This window comes from Porphyrobacter sp. MBR-155 (assembly GCF_040547625.1).
Classification (GTDB): Bacteria; Pseudomonadota; Alphaproteobacteria; order Sphingomonadales; family Sphingomonadaceae; genus Erythrobacter.
The window spans coordinates 153,857-174,720 of the sequence record NZ_JBEPQB010000004.1 but is presented as its reverse complement, the minus strand read 5'-3'; the positions used below and the strand labels follow the sequence as shown (position 1 = coordinate 174,720).

Below are 20,864 nucleotides of genomic sequence, written 5' to 3'. Positions count from 1 at the left end.
GCTGCCGCCGTCACGCTTCAAGCGAGAGGCAATCCCCAAGCCCATGCGCCGGGTTTCAGGACTTTGAAAACCCACGCCCTGCTGAAATTTTATGGTTGCGAATCGCCTGACCGATTCGGCCCCGCACCGATTCGTCGTTGGCGGCGCAAGACCATCCATTTGCGCTGAAATTCGGCCCCAAAACGAAAAAAGCCCCGGTTTCCCGAGGCTTTTTGCTAGCTCTTACGACGCCGACTTAACTGGTGCCGAAGAGAATGGAAATCCAGCCCCACATAATATTTCTCCTATCAGCGTCAATTGCTGTAGGAGCGTTTTAACACAAAATTAACCATAATCAACCGTTAACTACGATTCTCCCGCCGCCCATCATCGATAGCAGCTCTGGCATCGTAATTGCCCGTGCAAACAGGTAGCCTTGCGCATGGTCGCAGCCCATCGCGCGCAAAGTGGCTGCGACTGCCTGATCCTCGACACCTTCGGCCACCACGACCTTACCCAGCGAGTGGGCGATTTCGATCGTGGCGCGCACCACGGCGCGGCTTTCTTCCGATGTCGCCATGTTCTGCACGAAGCGCTTGTCGATCTTGAGTTCGGAACTGGGCAACTTCTCGATATATTCGAGATTTGATTGCCCGGTGCCGAAATCATCGATCGAAAGACTGATCCCGCGCTGTTTGAGCGCAGCGATTTGCGGCGCGATTCGTTCATCTTCCAACTTGGCCGTCTCGGTCAGTTCCAGCGTGAGGTTGCCCGGCGGGAAGGCATGGCGGCCCAGCATTGTCATGATGTCGAACATCAGATGCGCGTCGCTCAGGCTTTTGGCTGACATATTGACTGCCAGCTTGAAGGCCGGATCAAGCGCAATCGCTTTCTTGCCTTCAACCAGCGCGGCTTCCATCACCACCAGCGTCAATTCGTTGATGCGATCCCCCGCTTCGGCGGCGAGCACCAATTCTTGCGGATTGACCCACTCCTTGCCATCAGGCTTCCAGCGGATTAGCGTTTCCGCGCCGACAATCCGGCCGGTGAGCAGATCGACCTTGGGTTGGTAAGCCACCCCGATACTGCGATCACGCAGCCCTTTTTCCAGCACCCGCAGCAATCCAACCCGCTGGTTGCGGGCTTCGAGATAGGCGGGATCATTGATGATAAACCGCGCTCCGCGCGATGCGGCTTCCTCAGCCGCCTGCATCGCCTTCTTGATGCGCTGGTCAAGCGGCAGATCATAATTGGTATCGATCCCCAGCGCCGGTGCACTGCTGGCCGATTGCCAATCATGGCTGATCGCGGTCTTGAGAATCAGCGCAAGGCCATCGGCATGCCGTTCGAGACTGGCGGTGTCCATCCGCGGGGCCAGCCACACCAGAACGTCACGATCAAACGCGACATCGCCCGTCTCTCCCGGCCCTTTGATATAGGCGATCAACGTGCTGACAAACTCGCCCAGTTCGCGCGCGGTCCATTCTTCCGACATTTCGGCCAGGCTTGCGATTTTCAAAGCATAGACATCGCGTCCGGCGCTGACCTGATCGGAACTCAACGCCGAAGTGCTCATCGCATCGACATCCTGACTATAATATTTGCGGGCGATGCGCTGAAACCCGATACCCGCTGCCAGCATGGCCAGCAGCGCTGACATCACATCAATATTGACGCCGAATTCGTCGAGCACCAGTGGCACGGTGAGCAATCCGCCAGCCGAAACCACCAGCGCGCGCGACGATTTCGAATTCGCCAGAACCTGCGCCATGATCGCCAGCCCGGCAACCAGCAGCGCCGGAACCCACATCAGATCAACCGGCACCCCGCGCTTGAGCGTATGCGCGCCCATGATGTGGAAATAGGCGCCGGGCAAGCGACCGTCGCGCAAGGGCAGGCGATAATAGTCGGCTGATTCATAAAAGCTCTCGCCTATAATTACGCTTTTGCCATCTAGCGCGGAAGCTGAAATATCGCCGTTAAGGACATCAATGTAACTGAAGGCCGGTATTGTGCCGGGATTGAACGCATAATCCGGGCGGTAACTCCGGTCAGGGCCAGTGTAATTCGCCAGTGCCGCTGAAAGCGAAGGATGCCTCGATCCGTTGAGATTAACACTGGTTGGAAAGGTAACCGAAAAGCCGAAAGGGGCTCCAAGCCCGTTCATTGCGGCAAGTTGTGCATGCTCGCGAAACGCGGGGCGTGGAACAATCTCCTCCACGATCTGGAATCCAACCTCGTGCTTGGGCGCGAAGCCGAGCCAGACTTTGCCCTTGTGCCGGGCAAGCGTCTGGGCGAATATCGCGTCGGCTTTCGGGTTTTCCGGATCAGCGTGTGCGCGGTCGAATGTGACCTTTGCCACCCCCGATGCAATCAGCGTGTCAATCAATTGGCTATCATCCACGCGCGACGGCAGCGTCCGATTGAACGCATTGTATGTTTTGTCATCGATGGCAATCATCACCACGTCCTGCGGCGCAGGCTTGGATCGCACCTCGGCCCGCATCGCGCGGTAGAAGTCTTCGGCAGGCAACGGCAGCTCAATCGCAGCTGACACCAGCCCGAACAGGATCGCAAAGCCCGCCACCTTGGCACGCTTTCGCCGGAGCAGCGCCGCGCCCGAATTGCGGATGATTCCGCCGTTCAGCACAGCAACCTCATCGCCAGCAAAGCCAAGGGCGCGCCGCAGGTAGTCTACTGTTGATTGCATTGATCTGATCATGAAGCGCGCAAATCCGAACGGGAACTGCGGTTAACCTTAGGTCGCGTTGGTTAATTCATCGCAAACGCTGATCGCGATGCGATGGCGGGGTACTACCGGCCACCACTCGGCCCGCAGGCGGTTGCTTGACCCCTGCTAGACCCCTCTTAGACCCCTCCTAGACCCGTTTTAGTGCCTGTTTTCATGATGTTTCACGTGAAACATTGGTTGCTGGCAGTGGACATGGCAGCCAGTTTGTCATAGTTGGTCGCGATGCACGCGGGGGGTGATCACATAACATCGGTACTGTTCGTGTGCCTCGGCAATATCTGCCGATCACCCATGGCCGAAGGCGCGTTTCGCGCTGCCGCTGCGCAGAGCGGCCTCGATTGCCACGTCGATTCCGCCGGAACCGCATCCTATCACATTGGCGATCCGCCCGATCCGCGCGCCATTGCAGTTGCCCGCTCCAACGGCGTGGACATTGCCGGACTAACCGCGCGTCAGTTGAAGTCCGATGACTTCTACCGCTTCACCCACGTGATCGCGCTCGACCGCGCCAATCTTGAAGGGATCAAGGCCCACGCCCCGCGCGACGGGACAGCCACGGTCGCGCTGCTGCTGGATGCGGTCAATGGCCGCGAGGGTGAGCCCGTGCCCGATCCCTATTACGGCGATAGCGCCGCCTTCGAAGCGGCGTGGCAGATCATCACCGAAGGGGCCCAGGCGCTGGTGGAGCGTCTGGCCAGCGCAGGGTCTGACCCGCTCGCCTAACCCCCGCGCAACAACTGCACGCCCCAATCGCGTTCGAACAGGTATAACAGCAACCGCGCCGCCTCTCCGCGCGGGGAAGCCAGCCCGCCACCCGGCGCCCCTTCGTCCCGCTCGATCAGCAGCCGCGCATCGGCATGGGCGGTCGGCAGCAGCCGCTGCATCTGTTCCAGATTGGCAATCCGGAACGCCGCTTCGCCCGATTGCCTTGTGCCGAGCAATTCGCCCCCACCGCGCAATTCCAGATCCTCCTCGGCGATGCGGAACCCGTCCTGCGTTTCGCGCATCAGGGCAAGCCGCGCGCGCGCGGTTTCAGACAGTGCCCCGCCGCGCAGCAGCAGGCAGGTGGATTTCTCCGCCCCGCGCCCCACCCGCCCGCGCAGTTGGTGCAACTGGGCAAGGCCAAAGCGTTCGGCCTGTTCGATCACCATCAGCGTGGCCGCCGGGACATCCACCCCCACCTCGATCACCGTGGTCGCCACCAACAGCCGCGCCTGCCCGCTGGCAAACCGCTCCATCGCGGCGTCCTTTACCTCTGGCCGCAACTGCCCATGCACCAGCACCACCGCCTTGCCAAACCGCTCTTTCAGCGCGGCATAGCGGGCCTCGGCGGCGGCAATATCGGCAAGGTCAGGCACCCCGTCGATTTCGCGCACCATCGGGCACACCCAATAGGCCTGTTGCCCGCTGGCGAGATGCCGTTCGACGCCCGCGACCACCTCATCCATCCGTTCCTGCGGCACTACGCGGGTATCAATCGCCTGCCGTCCGGGGGGCAGTTCATCGAGGCGGCTGACATCCATCTCGCCATATTGCGCCAGCGTCAGCGATCGCGGAATCGGGGTCGCGGTCATCGCAAGGGTATGCGGAGCGCGCCGTCCCTTCCCCGCCAGCGCGAGCCGCTGCGCCACGCCAAAGCGGTGCTGTTCATCAATCACCACCAACCCCAGATCGCGGTAATTGACGGTGTCCTGAAAGATCGCATGGGTACCAACCAGCAGCTGGATCGACCCATCCATCAGGCCCATCAGTATGCTCTCGCGCTCGCGCCCCTTGGCGCGGCCCGTCAGCAAAGCGATTTCCACCCCTGTCGGGCGCAGCATGGTGCGCAACGTTTCAAAATGCTGGCGGGCGAGAATTTCAGTGGGCGCGAGCAAAGCCGCCTGCTTGCCCGCCTCCACCGCGATCAGCATGGCATTGAGAGCGACCACGGTTTTGCCCGCACCGACATCACCTTGCAGCAGCCGCAGCATCGGCGCTTCCTGCGCCAAATCACCCGCGATCTCGGCAATCGAGCGCGTCTGCGCGCCCGTCAGCGCGAAGGGCAATTGCAGCTTGGCGCGCAAGGCGCCGTCCCCTGCGAGCGCCTGCCCCCAGCGGCGGCGGCCTTCGGCCTTGACCAGCAGCAGCGCGAGGCTGTTGGCCAGCAATTCATCATAGGCGAGCCGGTCACGCGCCTTGGGATGGTCCTGCTTGTGCGCCAGGTGCAACGCATCACGCCACGCGGGCCAGCCAGCCTTGGCGAATTGGCCCGGATCAATCCATTCGGGCAGGTCTGGCAGGCGGGTCAGCGCCTGTTCCACCATGCTCGCCACGCGCGGCTGGGTCAGCCCTTCGGACAGGCGATAGACCGGTTCACACAGCCGCCCCAGATGCGCCGCGCTGGCTTCCTCGACATGATCGGGGTGGACGATCTGGAGCATATCGCCATAGCGATCAAGCCGTCCGGCGATCCAGCGCGTCTCCCCCACAGGCAGCAGCTTTTTGGCGGTATAGGCGGCCTTGCCGAACCACGTCAGCGCGCAGACATTGCCCTTGGCATCCTGTGCCAGCACCCGATACGGCCCGCGGCTTCCGGGGCGGGGGCTGCGGTGTTCAATCGGGGTCAGCGCGATCACCACCTGTTCGCCCTCACCCCCTTCATCCAGATCGGCAATCGCATGGCGACTGACGAAGCGTTCGGGCAGGTGATAGACGACATCCTTGATCCGCGTGAGGCCGAGCTTCTCCAGCGGCTTCATCAGCTTTGGCCCGACGCCTTCGAGCGCTTCGGTTTCGGCGAACAGGGGATTGAGGATTTCGGGCCGCATAAGGGGGCTCTAACCCCAATCATCCGTTCTGCGAAGCCTTACGACGGCGCTTGTTTGCATGGTTAATATGTGGTCTAATCTGCCCTTGACGTTACGACACGCAATGATTGCATTGCTTCGTCCTTGTAACAGTCAAACCAGTAGGGTCGCTCGCAAACGTGTTTTTCACGGGGGGAAGACCTGACTATGATACGGAAACTTATGTTCGGAATCGCCGCTAGCTCAGCGGCGTTGGTTGCCATTCCAGCCGCGCCAGCCATGGCGCAAGAAGCTGAAGAGGCGCGGACCACTTACCGGGTTGTCTATCTCAAGCTTGCCGATGGCGCAGGCCCGCGATGGACGGAAATCCAAGAGACTTATAATGCGCGCGCAGCCGAAAAGGCTGGCTTGAAACCGGTCACGGTGCATTGGTTGATGACCGGAAATTGGGATTTGATGCTTCTCATCCAAATGCCGGATGGTCTTTCCGCGCTCGACACTCATAATCCTCCGGCGCAGGCAGCATATAACAAGGCATTTGTCGAAGTTGCTGGCGGCGAGGAAGCTGCGCGGAAAATTCGCGATGAATTGGGTGGGTTGGTAACGGATTCTCTGGTCACTTACAGCCACACCCACCCATAACCGCGATACTCACTTGAACCTGAATGATTGATCTGGGATTAGGGGCGCCTTTCCAACCGAAGGTGCCCCTTTTTCCATGCCGGAACCGCATAGCTTTGCCGATCGCCTGGCCCGCGCGAAGTTCCGCGCGTGGCATCGCGGCACGCGTGAGGCCGATTACATGATCGGCGGTTACTTTGATCGCTACCACGCCGTTTGGGGCGAACCGGAACTGGCGTGGTTCGAAGCCTTGCTCGATGAAGATGACGTCGATGTGATGGCTTTCGCGCTTGGCACCGCCGCGCCGCCGGAGCATCTGGCGGGCGACCTGCTCACCTCCATGCAGAAACTCGATTACGTTGATATTCCGCGCTGATCGCGCGCGCCGCTTTACTGGAAACCTATGCCCGATCTCTCGCGCATCCTTGCGGCCAATGATCCGCTGACCCTCGCCTCGCTCCCGCGCGGGAGCCTGCCGCTGGTGCTGGTCGATCTCGCCCGCGCTGCCAAACGCCGGGCGGTGTTCATCGCGCCCGACGATGCGGCGATGCGCGCGGCAGTGGACGCGGCGCAGTTCTTCGCGCCCGAGATTGATGTCTTCGCCTTCCCCGCGTGGGATTGCCTGCCCTATGACCGGGCCAGCCCCGCGCTGACGATCAGTGCCGAACGGCTGGCCGCGCTCCACCGCTTGCAGCAACCCGGCAGCGCGCAGCAATTGCTGGTCACGACAGTCAACGCCGTTTTGCAACGCGTGCTCACCCCGTTCCGCGTGCGCGAAAGCGTGCGTGAATTCCGCGTTGGCACCAATATCGGCCATGCCAGCCTTGCCGCGCTGCTGACCCGGCAGGGCTATGCGCGCACCGACACGGTGATCGACCACGGCGAATTTGCAGTGCGCGGATCGATTGTCGATATCTTCCCCTCCAGCCTTGATGCAGGTCTGCGGCTCGATTTCTTCGGTGATGAACTGGAAAGCCTGCGATTGTTCGATCCGGCCACGCAGATGACGGTGGAACGGGTCGATCAGCACCTGCTGCTGCCTGCGTCCGAAGCGCTGCTCGACGACAACAGCATCAAGCGCTTTCGCAGCCGTTACCGCGAACTGTTCGGCGCGAACGCCACGCAGGATCCGCTGTACGAAGCGGTGTCTGACGGGCGGCGACTGGCGGGCATGGAACATTGGCTGCCGTTGTTTGAGGAACGGCTGGCGACGCTGTTCGATCACCTCGGCACGGATGATGTCGTGGTCATCGATCAGGGCGCGATTGGCGCGGCCGAGGAACGGCTTGGTGACATTGCCGATTACCACGAACAACGCGGCCGGATCGCAAGCGAGAAGAAAGGCAGTTATCGCCCGCTCGGTCCCGATGCGCTGTATCTGACGCGGGCTGAATTTGACGCTGCACTGGCCGCCGCCCCCGCCCACCGGGCCAGCGGTTTTGCTGCCGAGGGCAGCGCCAATGTGCTCGATTTCGGCTTCCGTTCGGCGCGCGATTTTGCGCCTGAGCGCGGGCGCGGTGAAAATGTTTACGAAGCCGCCGCAGGGTATCTCAAATCCGTTGCCAAGGTCGGGCGCAAGCCGCTGTTCGCCGCCTATTCCACCGGCAGCGCCCGGCGGATCGCGTTAATCCTTGAAGAAGCCGGCGCGCCAACTATGCTGGCGGACAATTGGCAACAGGCGCTGGGGCTGGCCGCCAAAGGCAAATGCGCGGTGGTTGTCCTGCCGCTGGAAACCGGGTTTGCCAGCGACACGCTCGAACTCCTCACCGAAGCCGATGTGCTGGGCGACCGGCTGGTGCGCCGCAAGAAAAAGCGGCGGGATTCCGATGCCTTCCTTGCCGAGCTTCAGGCCTTGTCGCGCGGCGATCTGGTGGTGCATATCGAACACGGGATCGGGCGCTATCTCGGGCTTGACCCGATCACGGTCGGCAAAAGCCAGCATGATTGCGTCGCGCTGGAATATGCGGGCGGGGACAAGCTGTTCATCCCGGTCGAAAACATCGATGTTCTTAGCCGCTACGGCTCGTCCGAACAGGCGGTGCCGCTTGACCGGCTGGGCGGTGAGGCATGGCAGCGCCGCCGTGCCAAGCTGAAAGAACGCATCACCGCCATCGCGGGCGAGTTGATGCAGGTCGCCGCCGCACGCGCGCTGCGGAAAGCCACGGTGCTGGCGACCGATCACGCCACGCTTAACCAGTTCGTCGACCGCTTCCCATGGTCGGAGACCGAGGATCAGGAACGCGCCATCGCCGATGTGCTGGGCGATCTGGAAAGCGGGCGTCCGATGGATCGTCTCGTCTGCGGCGATGTCGGCTTCGGCAAGACCGAGGTCGCCTTGCGCGCCGCATTTGTCGCGGCAATGGCGGGGCAGCAGGTGGCCATCGTGGCCCCCACTACCCTGCTCGCGCGCCAGCACTATCAGAACTTTGTCGAACGATTCGCAGGCTTCCCGCTCCAGATCGGGCGACTCTCACGCCTCGTCTCCGCCAAGGAAGCGACCGCGACCCGCGAAGGGTTGAAAAATGGCCAGGTCGATCTGGTGATCGGCACCCACGCGATCCTGTCAAAATCGACGCAATTCAAGAACCTCGGCCTTGTGATCGTGGATGAAGAACAGCGCTTCGGCGTCACCCACAAGGAAAAGCTGAAACAGCTGCGCGCCGACGTTCACGTCCTCACGCTCACCGCCACGCCCATCCCGCGCACGCTGCAAATGGCGATGAGCGGCCTGCGCGAACTTTCCACCATCCAGACCCCGCCGGTCGACCGGCTCGCCGTGCGCACCTATGTAATGGAATGGGACGACATGGTGATGCGCGAGGCGCTGCTGCGCGAACACCACCGCGGCGGGCAGAGCTTCATCGTCGTGCCGCGCATTTCGGACATGGCGGGTGTCGAAGAATGGCTGCACGAACACGTGCCCGAGATCAAGGCGATCTCTGCTCATGGCCAGATGGGTGCAGGAGAAATCGAAAGCCGGATGAGCGCTTTCTACGAAGGCAAGTACGAGGTGCTGCTTTCGACCACCATCGTCGAGAGCGGGCTGGACCTGCCCAACGCCAACACCATCATCATCCACCGCGCCGACATTTTCGGCCTCGCCCAGCTCTATCAGCTGCGCGGGCGCGTGGGCCGGGCCAAACTGCGCGCCTATGCCTATCTGACGCATGAAAAAGACGTTGCCCTATCCGAAGTCGCGCAGAAACGGCTGAAGGTGCTTGGCGATCTTGATTCGCTGGGTGCAGGGTTCCAGCTTGCCAGCCACGATCTCGACATTCGCGGCGCGGGCAATCTGTTGGGCGATGAACAATCAGGCCATATCCGCGAGGTCGGGTTCGAACTGTATCAGGCGATGCTGGAGGAGGCGATTCTGGCGGCCAAGGCGGGCGAAATGGGCCTCGCCCCGGCGCGCGACAAGGTTTCGCCGCAGATCACCGTCGATGCGCCAATCATGATCCCTGAGGATTACGTGCCCGATCTGGCGGTGCGCATGGCGCTCTATCGCAGGCTCAATCAGGCCGAGGGGCAGTACGAGATCGAAAGTCTGGCCGCCGAAATGATCGACCGTTTCGGCGACCTGCCGCAGCCGACCAAGAACCTGATCCGCCTGATCGAAATCAAGCATCAGGCAATCGGTGCCAACATTGCCAAGATCGATGTCGGCGCACGCGGCACGCTTGTCACCTTCCACAATGATGATTTCCCCGATCCGATGGGCTTGATCGCCTATGTCGAACGGATCAATCAGGGTGCCAAAGACACCGCCAAACTGCGCCCCGACATGAAACTGGTCATCAACCGCGCATGGGGCGACCCGCAAAACCGGCTGAACGGATTGTTCCAGCTGACCAAGGGGTTAAGCGGGGTTGTGAAGAAGGCAGCGAAGGCGAAGCGCGCGGCCTGATGGCCACATAGGAGGTATGGCCCCAGTTGCGGGATTTCTTCTAGCAACCTTGTAGTTGCCATAGAACTCTTCGCTTTGAGAATGTTGCAGAGTTGGAGTTGCCTTAACCAACTCTCCAGATCAAAGTGATGCTGAGCGCGACACAACGCTTCATCGCGCGCGGTAGAGGCCTCCATGTCAGCAAGAAATGTCCAGATCTACCTGCCCGAGAATCAGATCCCTTTGCTGGAAACCATTCTTGCCCGCCACACCCGGCGTTTTTGGCGCGAGAGCTTGCCGGGAGAACAAGAGAAATACACTTGTATCGTCCAGCAACGTTATACCGAACGCCTACTAACCGATCTGGACGATGCCTTTCGAACTGTGCCGTCCTTCGCGGCCCACGTCGCGCATCTAGAAGCCGTGCTACCAACGCTGGAGGAAAACCCATCGACCGAACTGCTGCTCGCGTCCAATCTTCCACCGCCAACGTGGCTCGAGCGCTTTTTCAGCCGCGACCGCCTTAGCACGGATGAAATCTACGATGACATCGAAGAAAGCCTGAGGATCCGACCTTCGTTCGTGCTGACGGTAACGCTGTCGGCGATCATCGCAGGCCTCGGAATGCTCAGCGGGCAGGTCGCTGTCGTCATCGGCGCAATGATTATTGCGCCCTTGCTTGGCCCCGCGATGGGACTGGCGCTTGCGGCAACGGTTGGCGACTGGACGCTAGGCCGGAAAGCGATTGCGGCCTTGGCACTGGGCTGCGCGCTCGCGGCGCTGACGGGCTCAGTAATTGGAATGATTGTGGCAATAGATCCATTGACCGCTGAACTGCGCAACCGGACGCTGGTTCAGCCGGCTGACATTGCGCTTGCCCTAGCGTGCGGCGCAGCCGGGGTGCTGGCCTTTAGCCGCGGGGCGTCACTCGCGCTAGTGGGCGTAATGATTGCGGTAGCGCTGGTTCCGCCGCTCACCGCTGCGGGCATCTACACCGGAGCAGGATTACCTGCTGCAGGGGCCAATGCAATGTTCCTGTTTACCGTCAATCTCGTGTGCGTGAACGTCGCGGGAATAGTTACCTTCTTGTTTCAGGGACTGCCGCCCAAAAGCTGGCGTATGACTACGGGGATTATGCTGGTTTGGGTACTTTTGCTGGGATTGCTGATGGCGATGATGGCAGGCCGGATCTTGCTCGGCTTAGGAGCAGGAGAAGGTATTTTTTCAGCCCTAGGCAACAGCGCGGTTTGATCGCAAGATAACCTGTTATCGTCAATAAAGATGGGCGTTCTTTACGGAAACTCTTCATCCACTTGCAGCCATCAACAACTCAACTCGCACCATCCGAAAGTTGACAGCTGCCCCCTTACCCGTGCCCTATCCCGCGCGCCGTTCGCGCCAGTGCCAGCACGCTTTCGCTCGGCATCGGCTGGGCGCGCAGGAAGCCTTGCCAGTAGTCGCAGCCTTCGGCGGTGATCGCCGCGCGCTGGATTTCGCTTTCGATCCCCTCGGCATAGACCGCCAGGCCAAGCGCTTTGCCCAGCTGCATGATCGCCCGCAGCACCGCCAGCGCGGTGGCATCGCCCGGCACGCTATCGACCATCGCCTTGTCAAGCTTCAGCGCATCCAGCGGCAATTCGCGCAGGTAGCGAAAATTGCAGAACCCCGCGCCGAAATCATCGAGCGCGGTGCGGAACCCCAGCCCGCGCAACGCCTTCAGCGCGCTGGCCGCCTGCGGCAGATTGCGCAGCAACAAATCCTCGGTAATCTCCAGCATCAGCCGCTGCGGTGCAATGTCCGAACGGCCGATCAACGCGGCAAAATCGGCAGCAAAGCGCGGATCGCCCAGTTCTTCGGGTGTGATGTTGAGCGACAGCGACAGATTATCCGGCCAGGTCGCCGCATCCTCCAGCGCGCGGGCGACCACATGGCGCGACAGCGGGGCGACCAGCGCAGCACGCTCTGCCACCGCGAACAGATCGCGCGCGCCGATTTCGCCCAGCGAGGGGTGCTGCCAGCGTGCCAGCGCTTCGGCCCCGACCACTGCCCCGGTAACGCAGGAAAATTGCGGCTGGAACAATACCTCAATCTCACGCCGGTCGAGCGCGCTGAGCAAGTCGGCTTCGAGCACACCGGTGCTGACGCCGGGAAAGCGCCCGCGCGTGCTGCCGCGCAACGATGTCCGGCCTTGTTCCATTCCGCTCCCTTATGGATCAGCGTTCTTAATCATGGAATCTGCGCAATGCTTGCTTCAATTGCAATCCGCCCAAAACTGGCACATCAGGCCATTCTGCCGACAATGCACCGGGGATAAGTCAGCCGGGATCACGTTCAACCCGGAGGAGAGCGATAGATGGCGAGCAACGCAGCACCCTTTGAGCGCCTCGCGCTGGTGGTTTCGGATGTCCCGCGCGCGCAAGAAGCCTTCGCGGCTTTGCTGCCGCAGCACGATTGGGTGCCGCTGGAACAGGCCGACGCGGTGGTAGTGCTGGGCGGCGACGGGTTCATGCTGCAAACGCTGCACGCGATGATCGATGAGGGCCGCGTGATCCCGGCCTATGGCATGAACCTTGGCTCGGTCGGGTTCCTGATGAACCGCTTTGACAAGCGTGCAGCCATTGCCGCGCGGGTCGCCAAAGCGCGGCGCTGGACGATTGCGCCCTTGCGGGTCGAGGCGATCACGCAAGACGGCAAAAGCCACGCAATGTGTGCGATCAACGAAATATCGCTGCTGCGCGAAACGCGCCAGACCGCCAAGATTGAAGTGACCGTGGGCGACCGGGTGCGGATACAGGAATTGGTGTGCGACGGGGTATTGGTAGCAACCCCTGCGGGATCGACGGCGTATAACCTGTCCGCCAATGGCCCGATCCTGCCATTGGACAGCAAGCTGCTCGCCCTCACCCCGATCAGCCCGTTTCGCCCGAGGCGCTGGCGCGGGGCAATTTTGCCTGACCGGATGAAGATCGTGCTCAAGGTGCTCGAACCGGCCAAGCGCCCGGTGTCTGTCGTCGCCGATCAAAAGGAACTGCGCGACATTGCCGAGGTGCGTCTCCAGATTGCGCAGGACACCCAGTTGACGCTGCTGTTCGATCCCGGCCAATCGCTCGAAGAACGCATAGTGGCCGAACAATTTGTCACGGGATGATTGCAGCGTAGGCAGGCTCAAAACCCCCTTGCAATCCTGTGCCCTGCCCCATATAGGCGCGCTTCCGCTCTTCCTTAGACCGCTTGGAAGAGTTGCTCCCCGATAGCTCAGCGGTAGAGTAGGTGACTGTTAATCACTTGGCCGTAGGTTCGAATCCTACTCGGGGAGCCAATTTCTCAACTGATTTCCGCTGATTGGATATGCAGCGCTGTCACGGCGCTGCGTCAGCCCCACCCTGCTCCACCCTTGAAATCATAGCCTTGTATTGCGTTCACTCGCTTATGCGTTAGTTCGTTGCCAGTGCTTCTCATCATAATCATCGCGCTGATTTTCCTCATCGGATATTCCAGCCAACGCACCGGAGTGTGCATGGTTCGTGCGATGAACGAGGTGATTGAGCGGCGGCGTGGGCACCGTCTTGCAGGGTTCTTGCTGGCAGCAGCAACCGCGATGATGGTGATGGCCGCTGCCGAATATTTGGGTGCGCGGCCCTTTACCACCATCCTTGGCGCGCGGATGGACTGGATCGCTATCGCAGGCGGCGTGCTTTACGGGCTTGGTTCACGGATCAACGGTCATTGTGCGATTGGCACGGCGGCGGCGCTTACGTCCGGCCAAATGTCCCGCAGCGCCTCCATCGCCGCGATGCTCGTCGCGGCCATATGTCTCGGGCCCAATATGTTACAGGCGGCATTGTTGTTACCGATGCGCGAACAGGTTGTTTCACCGCTTGCGGGTAATGCGCCGCTCGCATTGGCAGTTGGCGGAACACTGGCTGCGATGGCTGGTTATTATTTGTACCGCCGCCTTAAATTGCGACGCCCTGGCGGAGGTTGGTCGCCGTTATTGGCGATGGCCTTGATCGGCGCGGCGTCGGGAGCGCTGTTCGCGCTCGACCAGCAATGGCTCTACACCAGCAGCATTGCGAAAATCGCATATGGAGACACGCCCTTTACGTTTCGCGCGATTGCTGTGCCGATTGCGTTGATCGTCGGCATGGTGGTCGCAGTGGTGATCGGCGGTATGTTTCGGTTGCAAACAGGTGGCATCCGCGAGTGGGCCAGAGCGGCCTTTGGCGGCCTGCTGATGGGCATCGGCGCAACCTTGGTTCCGGGCGGCAATGACACGATGCTGTTTACTGGCATTCCGTTGCTGTTGCCCAACCTGCTGGTCGCCTATGCTGCCTTTGTTGTGACCCTTTACCTCGCATTATATGTCGGCAGGCCGAAGGACGGGCAGCACATTTCCGCCGATGTCTGATTCTGATCGAGGCGGCGCGCTTCCCGTTCTTCTCACGCCCCCGCCAGCAGTCGAACTCCCACCACCAGCACCAGTATTGCAGTCAACCAGCGGATCCATTTCGGCGGCAGCAAGCGCGCGGCAAACAGACCGCCGATCTGGCCGCCGATCACCACCGCGATCAGGAGCGGCAGCGCTGTGCCAAGAGCTTGCCCGAACAGGTCGGGGCCGTTCTTGAGCAATTGCCCGGCGAGGCCAAACAGCGAGTTCACCAGAATGAACAGGCTGGCCGTCGCCGCAATGGCACGCGCGCCCTGCCAGCGCGTAAGGTGCAGCAAGGGCGCGAGGAAGATCCCCCCGCCGATACCGACTAACCCGGCAAGGAAACCCAGCAGCGGGGCTGCAACGGGTATACAGCGGGCATAACGCGTCGGCTCACCCGCGTGTTGTTCGGCAATCGGGATCAACATGGTCAAGCTGGTCAGCACCAGACTGACACCCAGAAGCGTGAGAAACGCCTCTCGCCCGATCGGGATCAGCCCGCCGACAAAGCTCGCCGGAGCAGCCAGCGCCACCAGTAGCAGCGCGCCACGCCACGGGGTAATCCGCGCGCGCGCAAACCGCACGCTCGATCCGGCCACAACCACGATGTTGCAGGCCAGCGAGATCAGCGGCAGCAAGCGGTAATCAAGCCCTGACAGCGCCAGCAGCGCCGCATAAGTCGATCCGCCACCAAACCCCACGCTGGCATAGAGCAAAGCGGTGACGAAGAACGCCACCGCCAGCAGTATCGGAACCGCGCCGATCATTACCGCCCCTTGTTACGCATTACGCTCCCGCTCAGGCGTTTTGACGCCCGCTTATCGCGCCGTGGCAATGCTTGTATTTGTTGCCACTGCCGCACGGACACTGTGCATTGCGGCTAATGTCGAGATTGGCGAAGGGATTGTCTGTATTCGCCCCGCCCGGCCCGGTCGCAGCGCGCGGGCTTCCGGCGAGCGATCCGAACAATTCAGGCCGAAGTTCCGAACCATCCCCGTCGCCCGAATTATCAAGCCCGGTCAAAGGATCAATATGGCCGGTGAGGAAGGCAGGCAGATCGGGCAGTGATTGCGGCTGCGGCTGTTCAACCCTGAGTTCGGCCCGGAACAGGATCCTGGTCACTTCCTCACGCAGCGTGTCGAGCATCGATTCAAACAGGCTGAACGCTTCCTGCTTGTATTCGTTGATGGGCTGTTTTTGCGCAATGCCGCGCATCCAGATCACCTGCCGCAGCGCATCGAGCGTAGCGAGGTGTTCCTTCCAGTGATGATCGAGCTGGCGCAGCAGCACGTCCTTTTCGACTATCCGCCAGACTGCCGGGTCTGCGGTCATCTTGGCCTCGGTCATTTCGTCGGTAAGAGTGCGCAGCCGTTCTTCCAGGATCTCAGGTTCGACCTGGTCTTCTGCCAGCCACTCATCGAATGGCGGTTGGAACCCGAAGATCTCCTCAACCTTGGTGCGCAATCCGGCAATGTCCCACTGTTCGGGATAGGAACCCGGCGGGCACGCGGTGCCAACAATCGTGTTGATGGTGTCGTGACGCATATCCACCACGACATCATCGACCGCCTCGGAATCCATGATCTCGGCGCGTTGTTCGTAAACAACCTTACGCTGATCATTCATCACGTCATCGTATTGCACGACCTGTTTGCGGGTGTCGTAATTGCGCGCTTCGACCTTCTTCTGCGCAGTCTCGATCGCCTTTGACAGCCACTTGGAACCGATCGCCTCACCATCGGCAAGGTTCGATTTCATCATCTTGGAAAACAGCGTGTCGGGGCCAAAGATGCGCAGCAGGTCATCTTCGAGGCAGAGGTAAAAGCGCGACAGGCCCGGATCGCCCTGACGGCCCGAACGACCGCGCAGCTGGTTATCGATGCGGCGCGATTCGTGGCGTTCGGTGCCAAGTACGAAGAGCCCGCCGGCCGCGATCACCTGCTGCTTTTCCTCAGCCACTTCGTCGCGGATGCGGGCGATGGCGGCATCGCGATCCGGCCCTTCGGGCAGGTCTGCCAGCTCATCCTGAATGCGGTATTCGACATTGCCGCCTAGCTGAATATCGGTACCGCGACCGGCCATGTTGGTGGCGATAGTCACCGCACCAAGCCTGCCTGCCTGCGCGACGATGCGCGCTTCCTGTTCGTGGAAGCGGGCGTTGAGCACCGCGTGCTTCACCCCCTCCTTGTCGAGGAACTGGCTGAGCAATTCGGACTTTTCAATCGAAACCGTGCCGACCAGCACAGGCTGACCGATCTCGTTCTTGTCCTTGATCGCCTTGGCAATCGCGCCAAATTTGTCGATTGTGCTCTTGTAGAATTCGTCTTCCTCATCGATCCGCGCGACGGGCAGGTTGGTCGGAATTTCGACCACCCCGACCTTGTAGATATCCCAGAATTCCGCCGCTTCGGTGGCGGCAGTGCCGGTCATGCCCGACAGTTTGGGGTACATGCGGAAATAGTTCTGGAACGTGATCGAGGCCATCGTCTGGTTTTCCGGCTCGATCCGCACGCCCTCCTTGGCCTCAACCGCCTGATGCAGACCGTTCGACCAGCGACGGCCATCCATCATGCGACCGGTGAATTCATCGATGATGACGATCTTGCCGTCCTTGATGATGTAATCAGTATCCCGCTTGCGCGCGAAATTGGCGACCAGCGCCTGATCAAGGTGATGGACGACCTGGGTGTTCTCGACATCATACAGATTGTCGGTGGCGAGCAGGCCCTTTTCGATCAGGAGCTTTTCGACTTCCTCCAACCCGTCTTCGGTCAACTGGACACGTTTGACCTTTTCATCGATGTCGAGCCATTCGACCGGGATTTCGCGCGCCACTTGGTCGAGCGCGACGTAAAGATCGGACTTGTCCTCGGTTGGGCCGGAGATGATCAACGGCGTGCGCGCTTCGTCGATCAGGATCGAATCGACTTCGTCGACGATGGCGAAATTGAACGGGCGCTGCGCCATCTGGCTGCGTTCATGCTTCATGTTGTCGCGCAGGTAATCGAAACCGAATTCGTTGTTGGTGCCGTAGGTGATATCGGCGCCGTAGGCGTCACGCTTGGTTTCTTCGGGCATTCCGGGGACAATCACCCCGACACTGAGGCCGAGCCAGTTGTAAAGCCGCCCCATCTCTGCCGCGTCGCGCCGGGCAAGGTAATCGTTCACCGTCACCACGTGTACGCCCTTGCCTTCGATCGCGTTGAGATACACCGCCAGCGTCGCCATCAGGGTCTTGCCTTCACCGGTGCGCATTTCCGCGATTTCACCGCGGTGGAGCACGATCCCGCCGATCAGCTGCACATCAAAATGCCGCATCCCGAACACTCGCACCGATGCCTCGCGCACAGTGGCAAATGCTTCGGGCAGAATGTCATCAAGCTTGGCGCCATCATCGATCAGCCCGCGCAGTTTGGCGGTCTGTCCCTGCAATTCAGCATCAGTCAGCGCCTGCATCTGCGGTTCCAGAGCATTGATCTGATTGACGATCTTGCCAAGCGATTTGACGTATCGGTCGTTGGTAGAACCGAACACGGATTTAACGATGGAATTGAACATGAAAAACAGACCTTTGATCGGGTGCGGCCCTGCAATGCGGGCCTGAATCGGGTTTGGGAGAGAGCGCGCTTGGCCACCGGGCGCAGCGCTAAAACTAAGACGAAGGGCGAACGTGGCCTATTCGTAGGCGCGTTCGATCCCCATCAGCACCGGCAGACGCAGCGCGTGGGGCGTGGCCGGACGGCTGGCGGGGGCTTCAACCTCACGGCTTTCCCGCAAGGTCGCAGGCGCGGGTTGCGCTGCAACGCTTTCGCCGCCCGATGCATCGTCGCCAGTGGTCGCAGCGATGCTGGAATCGCACGCCAGCGCCTCAGCCAGCGACGCCTGCGCCGGGCTACCAATCGCAGCCAGGCCGGTAAGCAGAGCCAGAAGGGCGAGGATATGACGGGTCATAGTGGCGACCAAATAGGGAATCCTGAGCGTTTCGTCCACCAGCTTTGCTGATTTACTGCATCGCAACTCACGCCTAGAGGCTCTCCCCCATGGAAATTGAACGCTCGCCGCTCGCCCGCCCCTTCCCCCAATTGCCTGCAATCGCGGGCGTGACGTTGCGCGTGGCGCGGGCGCGTTACAAGGAATGGAACCGCTGCGATCTGACCTTCGCGGAGTTGGCGGAAGGCACCAGCGTGGCAGGCGTCTTCACCAAAAGCGCCTGCGCCTCGTCAGAAGTGGAACTGGGACGCAAGGCGGTGAAGCTGGGCCGTGCGCGGGCACTGATCGTCAATGCAGGCAATTCCAATGCCTTCACCGGCTATCGCGGGCGCGAGGCGGTGGAGCAGATCCAGTCGCAGGTCAGCGCGGCGCTGAGCTGTGCGGCAGATGATGTATTCGTCTCCTCCACCGGCGTCATCGGCGTGCCCTTGCCGATCGACAAGGCGCGTGCCGGGATCGCTGCTGCTCTGGCGGCGCAGCCCTGCACCTGGGAAGATGCCGCAAACGCTATCGGCACCACAGACACCTTTGCGAAAGGCGCAAGCGCGAGCGCAATGGTGGGCAACACGCGGGTTGAACTCGCCGGGATCATCAAGGGTTCGGGCATGATCGCACCCGACATGGCGACCATGCTCGGCTATGTGTTCACCGATGCAGACATCGCTCCTGCCTTCCTGCAAGACGCGCTGGAACGCGCCAACGCGGCGACTTTTTCGTGCATCACGGTTGATGGCGATACTTCGACCAGCGATACCGTGCTGGTGTTCGCCACGGGCAAGGCTGGCAACGCGCGGATCGAAAGCTGGGACAGCCCGGGAGCGGATGCCTTTGCAGCTGCGCTGGCCGATGTGTGCCGCAATCTTGCGCAGTTGGTAGTGCGCGATGGCGAGGGTGCGCAAAAATTCGTCACGATCCGGGTGTCGGGCGCGGTGAGCGACGACAGCGCGCGGCGGATTGGCCTCACCATCGCCAATTCGCCGCTGGTCAAGACCGCCATCGCGGGCGAGGACGCCAACTGGGGCCGCGTGGTCATGGCGGTGGGCAAGGCTGGCGAACCGGCAGATCGTGACAGGCTTTCCATCGCATTCGGCGGCGTGTGGGCCGCGAGGAACGGTCTGCCGGTCGAAGATTATGACGAAGCCCCGGTTTCAGCGCATCTCAAAGGCGAAGAAATCGATATCGCCGTCGATATCGGCCTTGGCGAAGGCCGCGCGACGGTGTGGACCTGCGATCTCACCCACGGCTACATTGCCATCAACGCGGATTACCGTTCATGAAAGCGGGCCAATTGTCGGCCCTTGACGAAGAAATCCGCGATCTGATGCGCTTCGCTGCGCAACGATCGATGCTGCCACGCTTCCGCCAGCTGGCCGCGCACGAAGTCGAAATGAAGGGCAATGACGATCCTGTCACCATCGTCGACCGCGAAGTCGAAGCATTTCTGACCGAGGCGCTGACCAAACTTGCGCCCGGTGTCGCGGTGGTCGGCGAAGAAGCCGTCCATGCCGACGCGGCGGTGCTCAATCACTTGTCAGGCCAGTGCTGGATCATCGACCCGCTCGATGGCACCGCCAATTTTGCCGAGGGCAAGGAACCGTTCGGCATCATCATCGCGCTTGCCGATGCGGGACGGGCGGTGGCGGGGTGGATCTATGATCCGAACACCGACCGTTTCTGCCATGCGCGCCGCGGCGAAGGGGCGTTTGTGGATGGGGAGCGCATCGCGGCCCGCTCGACCGGGCGGGATCGGCCGGTCGCTGCGGTCAGCCGCATGTTCCTCACCCCGGAACAATCGGCCATGGTCGATGCGAAGATCGCCCCGCATTACACGCTGGTCGACATCCCGCGCTGCGCCGCCGAACAATATCCGCGCCTTGCGCTGGGCGAGAACGACGTCTCCAGCTTCAAACGCACGTTAGCATGGGATCATGCGGCCGGTGTGCTGTGGCTTAACGAATCTGGCGGCAAGGCCGCCCGGCACGATGGCAGCGATTACCGGGTGGACGAGGCGGACAAGCCCGGCCTGATCGGTGCATCCAGCCCGGCGATCTGGGACGAATTTATCGGCCGGATGGCGGGGTAAAGCGCGAATATCCGATCAAAGCTCGCTTTCAAGCCACGCTTTCAGCTGGCCCTTGGGTGCCGCGCCCAGTTTACGCGCGACCGCTTCGCCATTCTTGAACAGCACCATCAACGGGATTGACTGCACGCCAATCTGCGCGGCGACATCGGTGTTTTCGGTGATGTCGATCTTGGCGATCCGAACCTGACCGGCCAGTTCCTCACTGATTTCTTCCAGCGCCGGTGCAATCATCTTGCACGGGCCGCACCAGTCAGCCCAAAAATCGACCAACACGGGGGTGTCGCTGTCCAGCACATCGGCCTGAAAGCTGGCATCGGTAACGTTGACGGTAGCCATAA

General features: G+C 61.2%; 16 protein-coding genes and 1 tRNA gene. 10 read left to right on the top strand and 7 right to left on the bottom strand.

Annotated features, from left to right (window positions below; translation table 11 throughout):
* Positions 1–334: 334 nt before the first annotated feature.
* On the bottom strand, positions 335–2,689 hold the full coding sequence (locus ABIE62_RS05760; RefSeq protein ID WP_354324319.1) for an EAL domain-containing protein: 2,355 nt from the start codon (positions 2,687–2,689) through the stop codon (positions 335–337).
* A 264-nt stretch (positions 2,690–2,953) separates the two neighbouring features.
* On the opposite strand from ABIE62_RS05760, the gene ABIE62_RS05755 reads away from it, so the two are divergent.
* Entirely contained in the window at positions 2,954–3,454 is a 501-nt protein-coding gene (locus ABIE62_RS05755; protein ID WP_354324318.1) for a low molecular weight protein-tyrosine-phosphatase, read from the top strand.
* On the opposite strand, the gene recG is transcribed toward ABIE62_RS05755, so the two are convergent.
* Positions 3,451–5,541, bottom strand: a complete 2,091-nt coding sequence (gene recG / locus ABIE62_RS05750; RefSeq protein WP_354324316.1) for an ATP-dependent DNA helicase RecG — start codon at positions 5,539–5,541, stop codon at positions 3,451–3,453. The two genes, ABIE62_RS05755 and recG, sit on opposite strands and share 4 nt — an antisense overlap.
* 201 nt (positions 5,542–5,742) lie before the next feature.
* On the opposite strand from recG, the gene ABIE62_RS05745 reads away from it, so the two are divergent.
* From ABIE62_RS05745 to ABIE62_RS05730, 4 genes are all read left to right on the top strand, one after another.
* Positions 5,743–6,162 (top strand): hypothetical protein, encoded by a 420-nt coding sequence (locus tag ABIE62_RS05745; protein ID WP_354324314.1) that lies wholly within the window; start codon positions 5,743–5,745, stop codon positions 6,160–6,162.
* A 76-nt stretch (positions 6,163–6,238) separates the two neighbouring features.
* Positions 6,239–6,517: an FAD assembly factor SdhE gene (locus ABIE62_RS05740; RefSeq protein ID WP_354324312.1), complete on the top strand. Its 279-nt coding sequence runs from the start codon at positions 6,239–6,241 to the stop codon at positions 6,515–6,517.
* 27 nt (positions 6,518–6,544) lie between these two features.
* A complete protein-coding gene (gene mfd, locus ABIE62_RS05735) occupies positions 6,545–10,045 on the top strand; it encodes a transcription-repair coupling factor (RefSeq protein WP_354324311.1) in 3,501 nt (1,166 codons plus the stop codon).
* A gap of 174 nt (positions 10,046–10,219) precedes the next feature.
* Positions 10,220–11,275, top strand: a complete 1,056-nt coding sequence (locus ABIE62_RS05730) for a TIGR00341 family protein (protein WP_354324310.1) — start codon at positions 10,220–10,222, stop codon at positions 11,273–11,275.
* A gap of 115 nt (positions 11,276–11,390) precedes the next feature.
* Here ABIE62_RS05730 and ABIE62_RS05725 read toward each other — a convergent pair whose 3' ends face one another.
* Complete coding sequence (locus ABIE62_RS05725; protein ID WP_354324308.1) at positions 11,391–12,221, bottom strand: EAL domain-containing protein; 831 nt, start codon at positions 12,219–12,221, stop codon at positions 11,391–11,393.
* 156 nt (positions 12,222–12,377) lie between these two features.
* Between ABIE62_RS05725 and ABIE62_RS05720 the strand changes: the two genes are divergently transcribed.
* The 3 genes from ABIE62_RS05720 to ABIE62_RS05710 all read left to right on the top strand — a co-directional run bounded on the left by ABIE62_RS05720 (position 12,378) and on the right by ABIE62_RS05710 (position 14,432).
* Positions 12,378–13,172 carry an NAD kinase gene (locus ABIE62_RS05720; RefSeq protein ID WP_354324306.1) on the top strand — a complete coding sequence of 265 codons (795 nt, stop codon included), beginning with the start codon at positions 12,378–12,380 and terminating at the stop codon, positions 13,170–13,172.
* A 96-nt stretch (positions 13,173–13,268) separates the two neighbouring features.
* A tRNA-Asn gene (locus ABIE62_RS05715) sits at positions 13,269–13,343 on the top strand.
* A gap of 129 nt (positions 13,344–13,472) precedes the next feature.
* Positions 13,473–14,432: a YeeE/YedE thiosulfate transporter family protein gene (locus ABIE62_RS05710; protein WP_354324304.1), complete on the top strand. Its 960-nt coding sequence runs from the start codon at positions 13,473–13,475 to the stop codon at positions 14,430–14,432.
* A gap of 32 nt (positions 14,433–14,464) precedes the next feature.
* On the opposite strand, the gene ABIE62_RS05705 is transcribed toward ABIE62_RS05710, so the two are convergent.
* The 3 genes from ABIE62_RS05705 to ABIE62_RS05695 form a co-directional block, all read right to left on the bottom strand.
* Positions 14,465–15,220, bottom strand: coding sequence for a sulfite exporter TauE/SafE family protein (locus ABIE62_RS05705; protein WP_354324302.1), 756 nt, complete (start codon positions 15,218–15,220; stop codon positions 14,465–14,467).
* Positions 15,221–15,251: 31 nt separating this feature from the next.
* The gene (secA, locus tag ABIE62_RS05700) at positions 15,252–18,011 is read right to left on the bottom strand and encodes a preprotein translocase subunit SecA (protein ID WP_354324301.1); all 2,760 of its coding nucleotides are present in this window, start codon (positions 18,009–18,011) and stop codon (positions 15,252–15,254) included.
* 117 nt (positions 18,012–18,128) lie between these two features.
* Entirely contained in the window at positions 18,129–18,404 is a 276-nt protein-coding gene (locus ABIE62_RS05695) for a hypothetical protein (protein WP_354324300.1), read from the bottom strand.
* Positions 18,405–18,493: 89 nt separating this feature from the next.
* Between ABIE62_RS05695 and argJ the strand changes: the two genes are divergently transcribed.
* Both argJ and ABIE62_RS05685 read left to right on the top strand, forming a co-directional pair.
* Complete coding sequence (gene argJ / locus ABIE62_RS05690) at positions 18,494–19,720, top strand: bifunctional glutamate N-acetyltransferase/amino-acid acetyltransferase ArgJ (RefSeq protein ID WP_354324299.1); 1,227 nt, start codon at positions 18,494–18,496, stop codon at positions 19,718–19,720.
* The gene (locus ABIE62_RS05685) at positions 19,717–20,526 is read left to right on the top strand and encodes an inositol monophosphatase family protein (RefSeq protein ID WP_354324298.1); all 810 of its coding nucleotides are present in this window, start codon (positions 19,717–19,719) and stop codon (positions 20,524–20,526) included. The genes argJ and ABIE62_RS05685 overlap by 4 nt, the downstream gene beginning before the upstream one ends.
* 15 nt (positions 20,527–20,541) lie before the next feature.
* Here the strand turns inward: ABIE62_RS05685 and trxA are convergent, their stop codons facing one another.
* Positions 20,542–20,862, bottom strand: coding sequence for a thioredoxin (gene trxA / locus ABIE62_RS05680; RefSeq protein WP_354324297.1), 321 nt, complete (start codon positions 20,860–20,862; stop codon positions 20,542–20,544).
* Between the last annotated feature and the right edge of the window lie 2 nt (positions 20,863–20,864).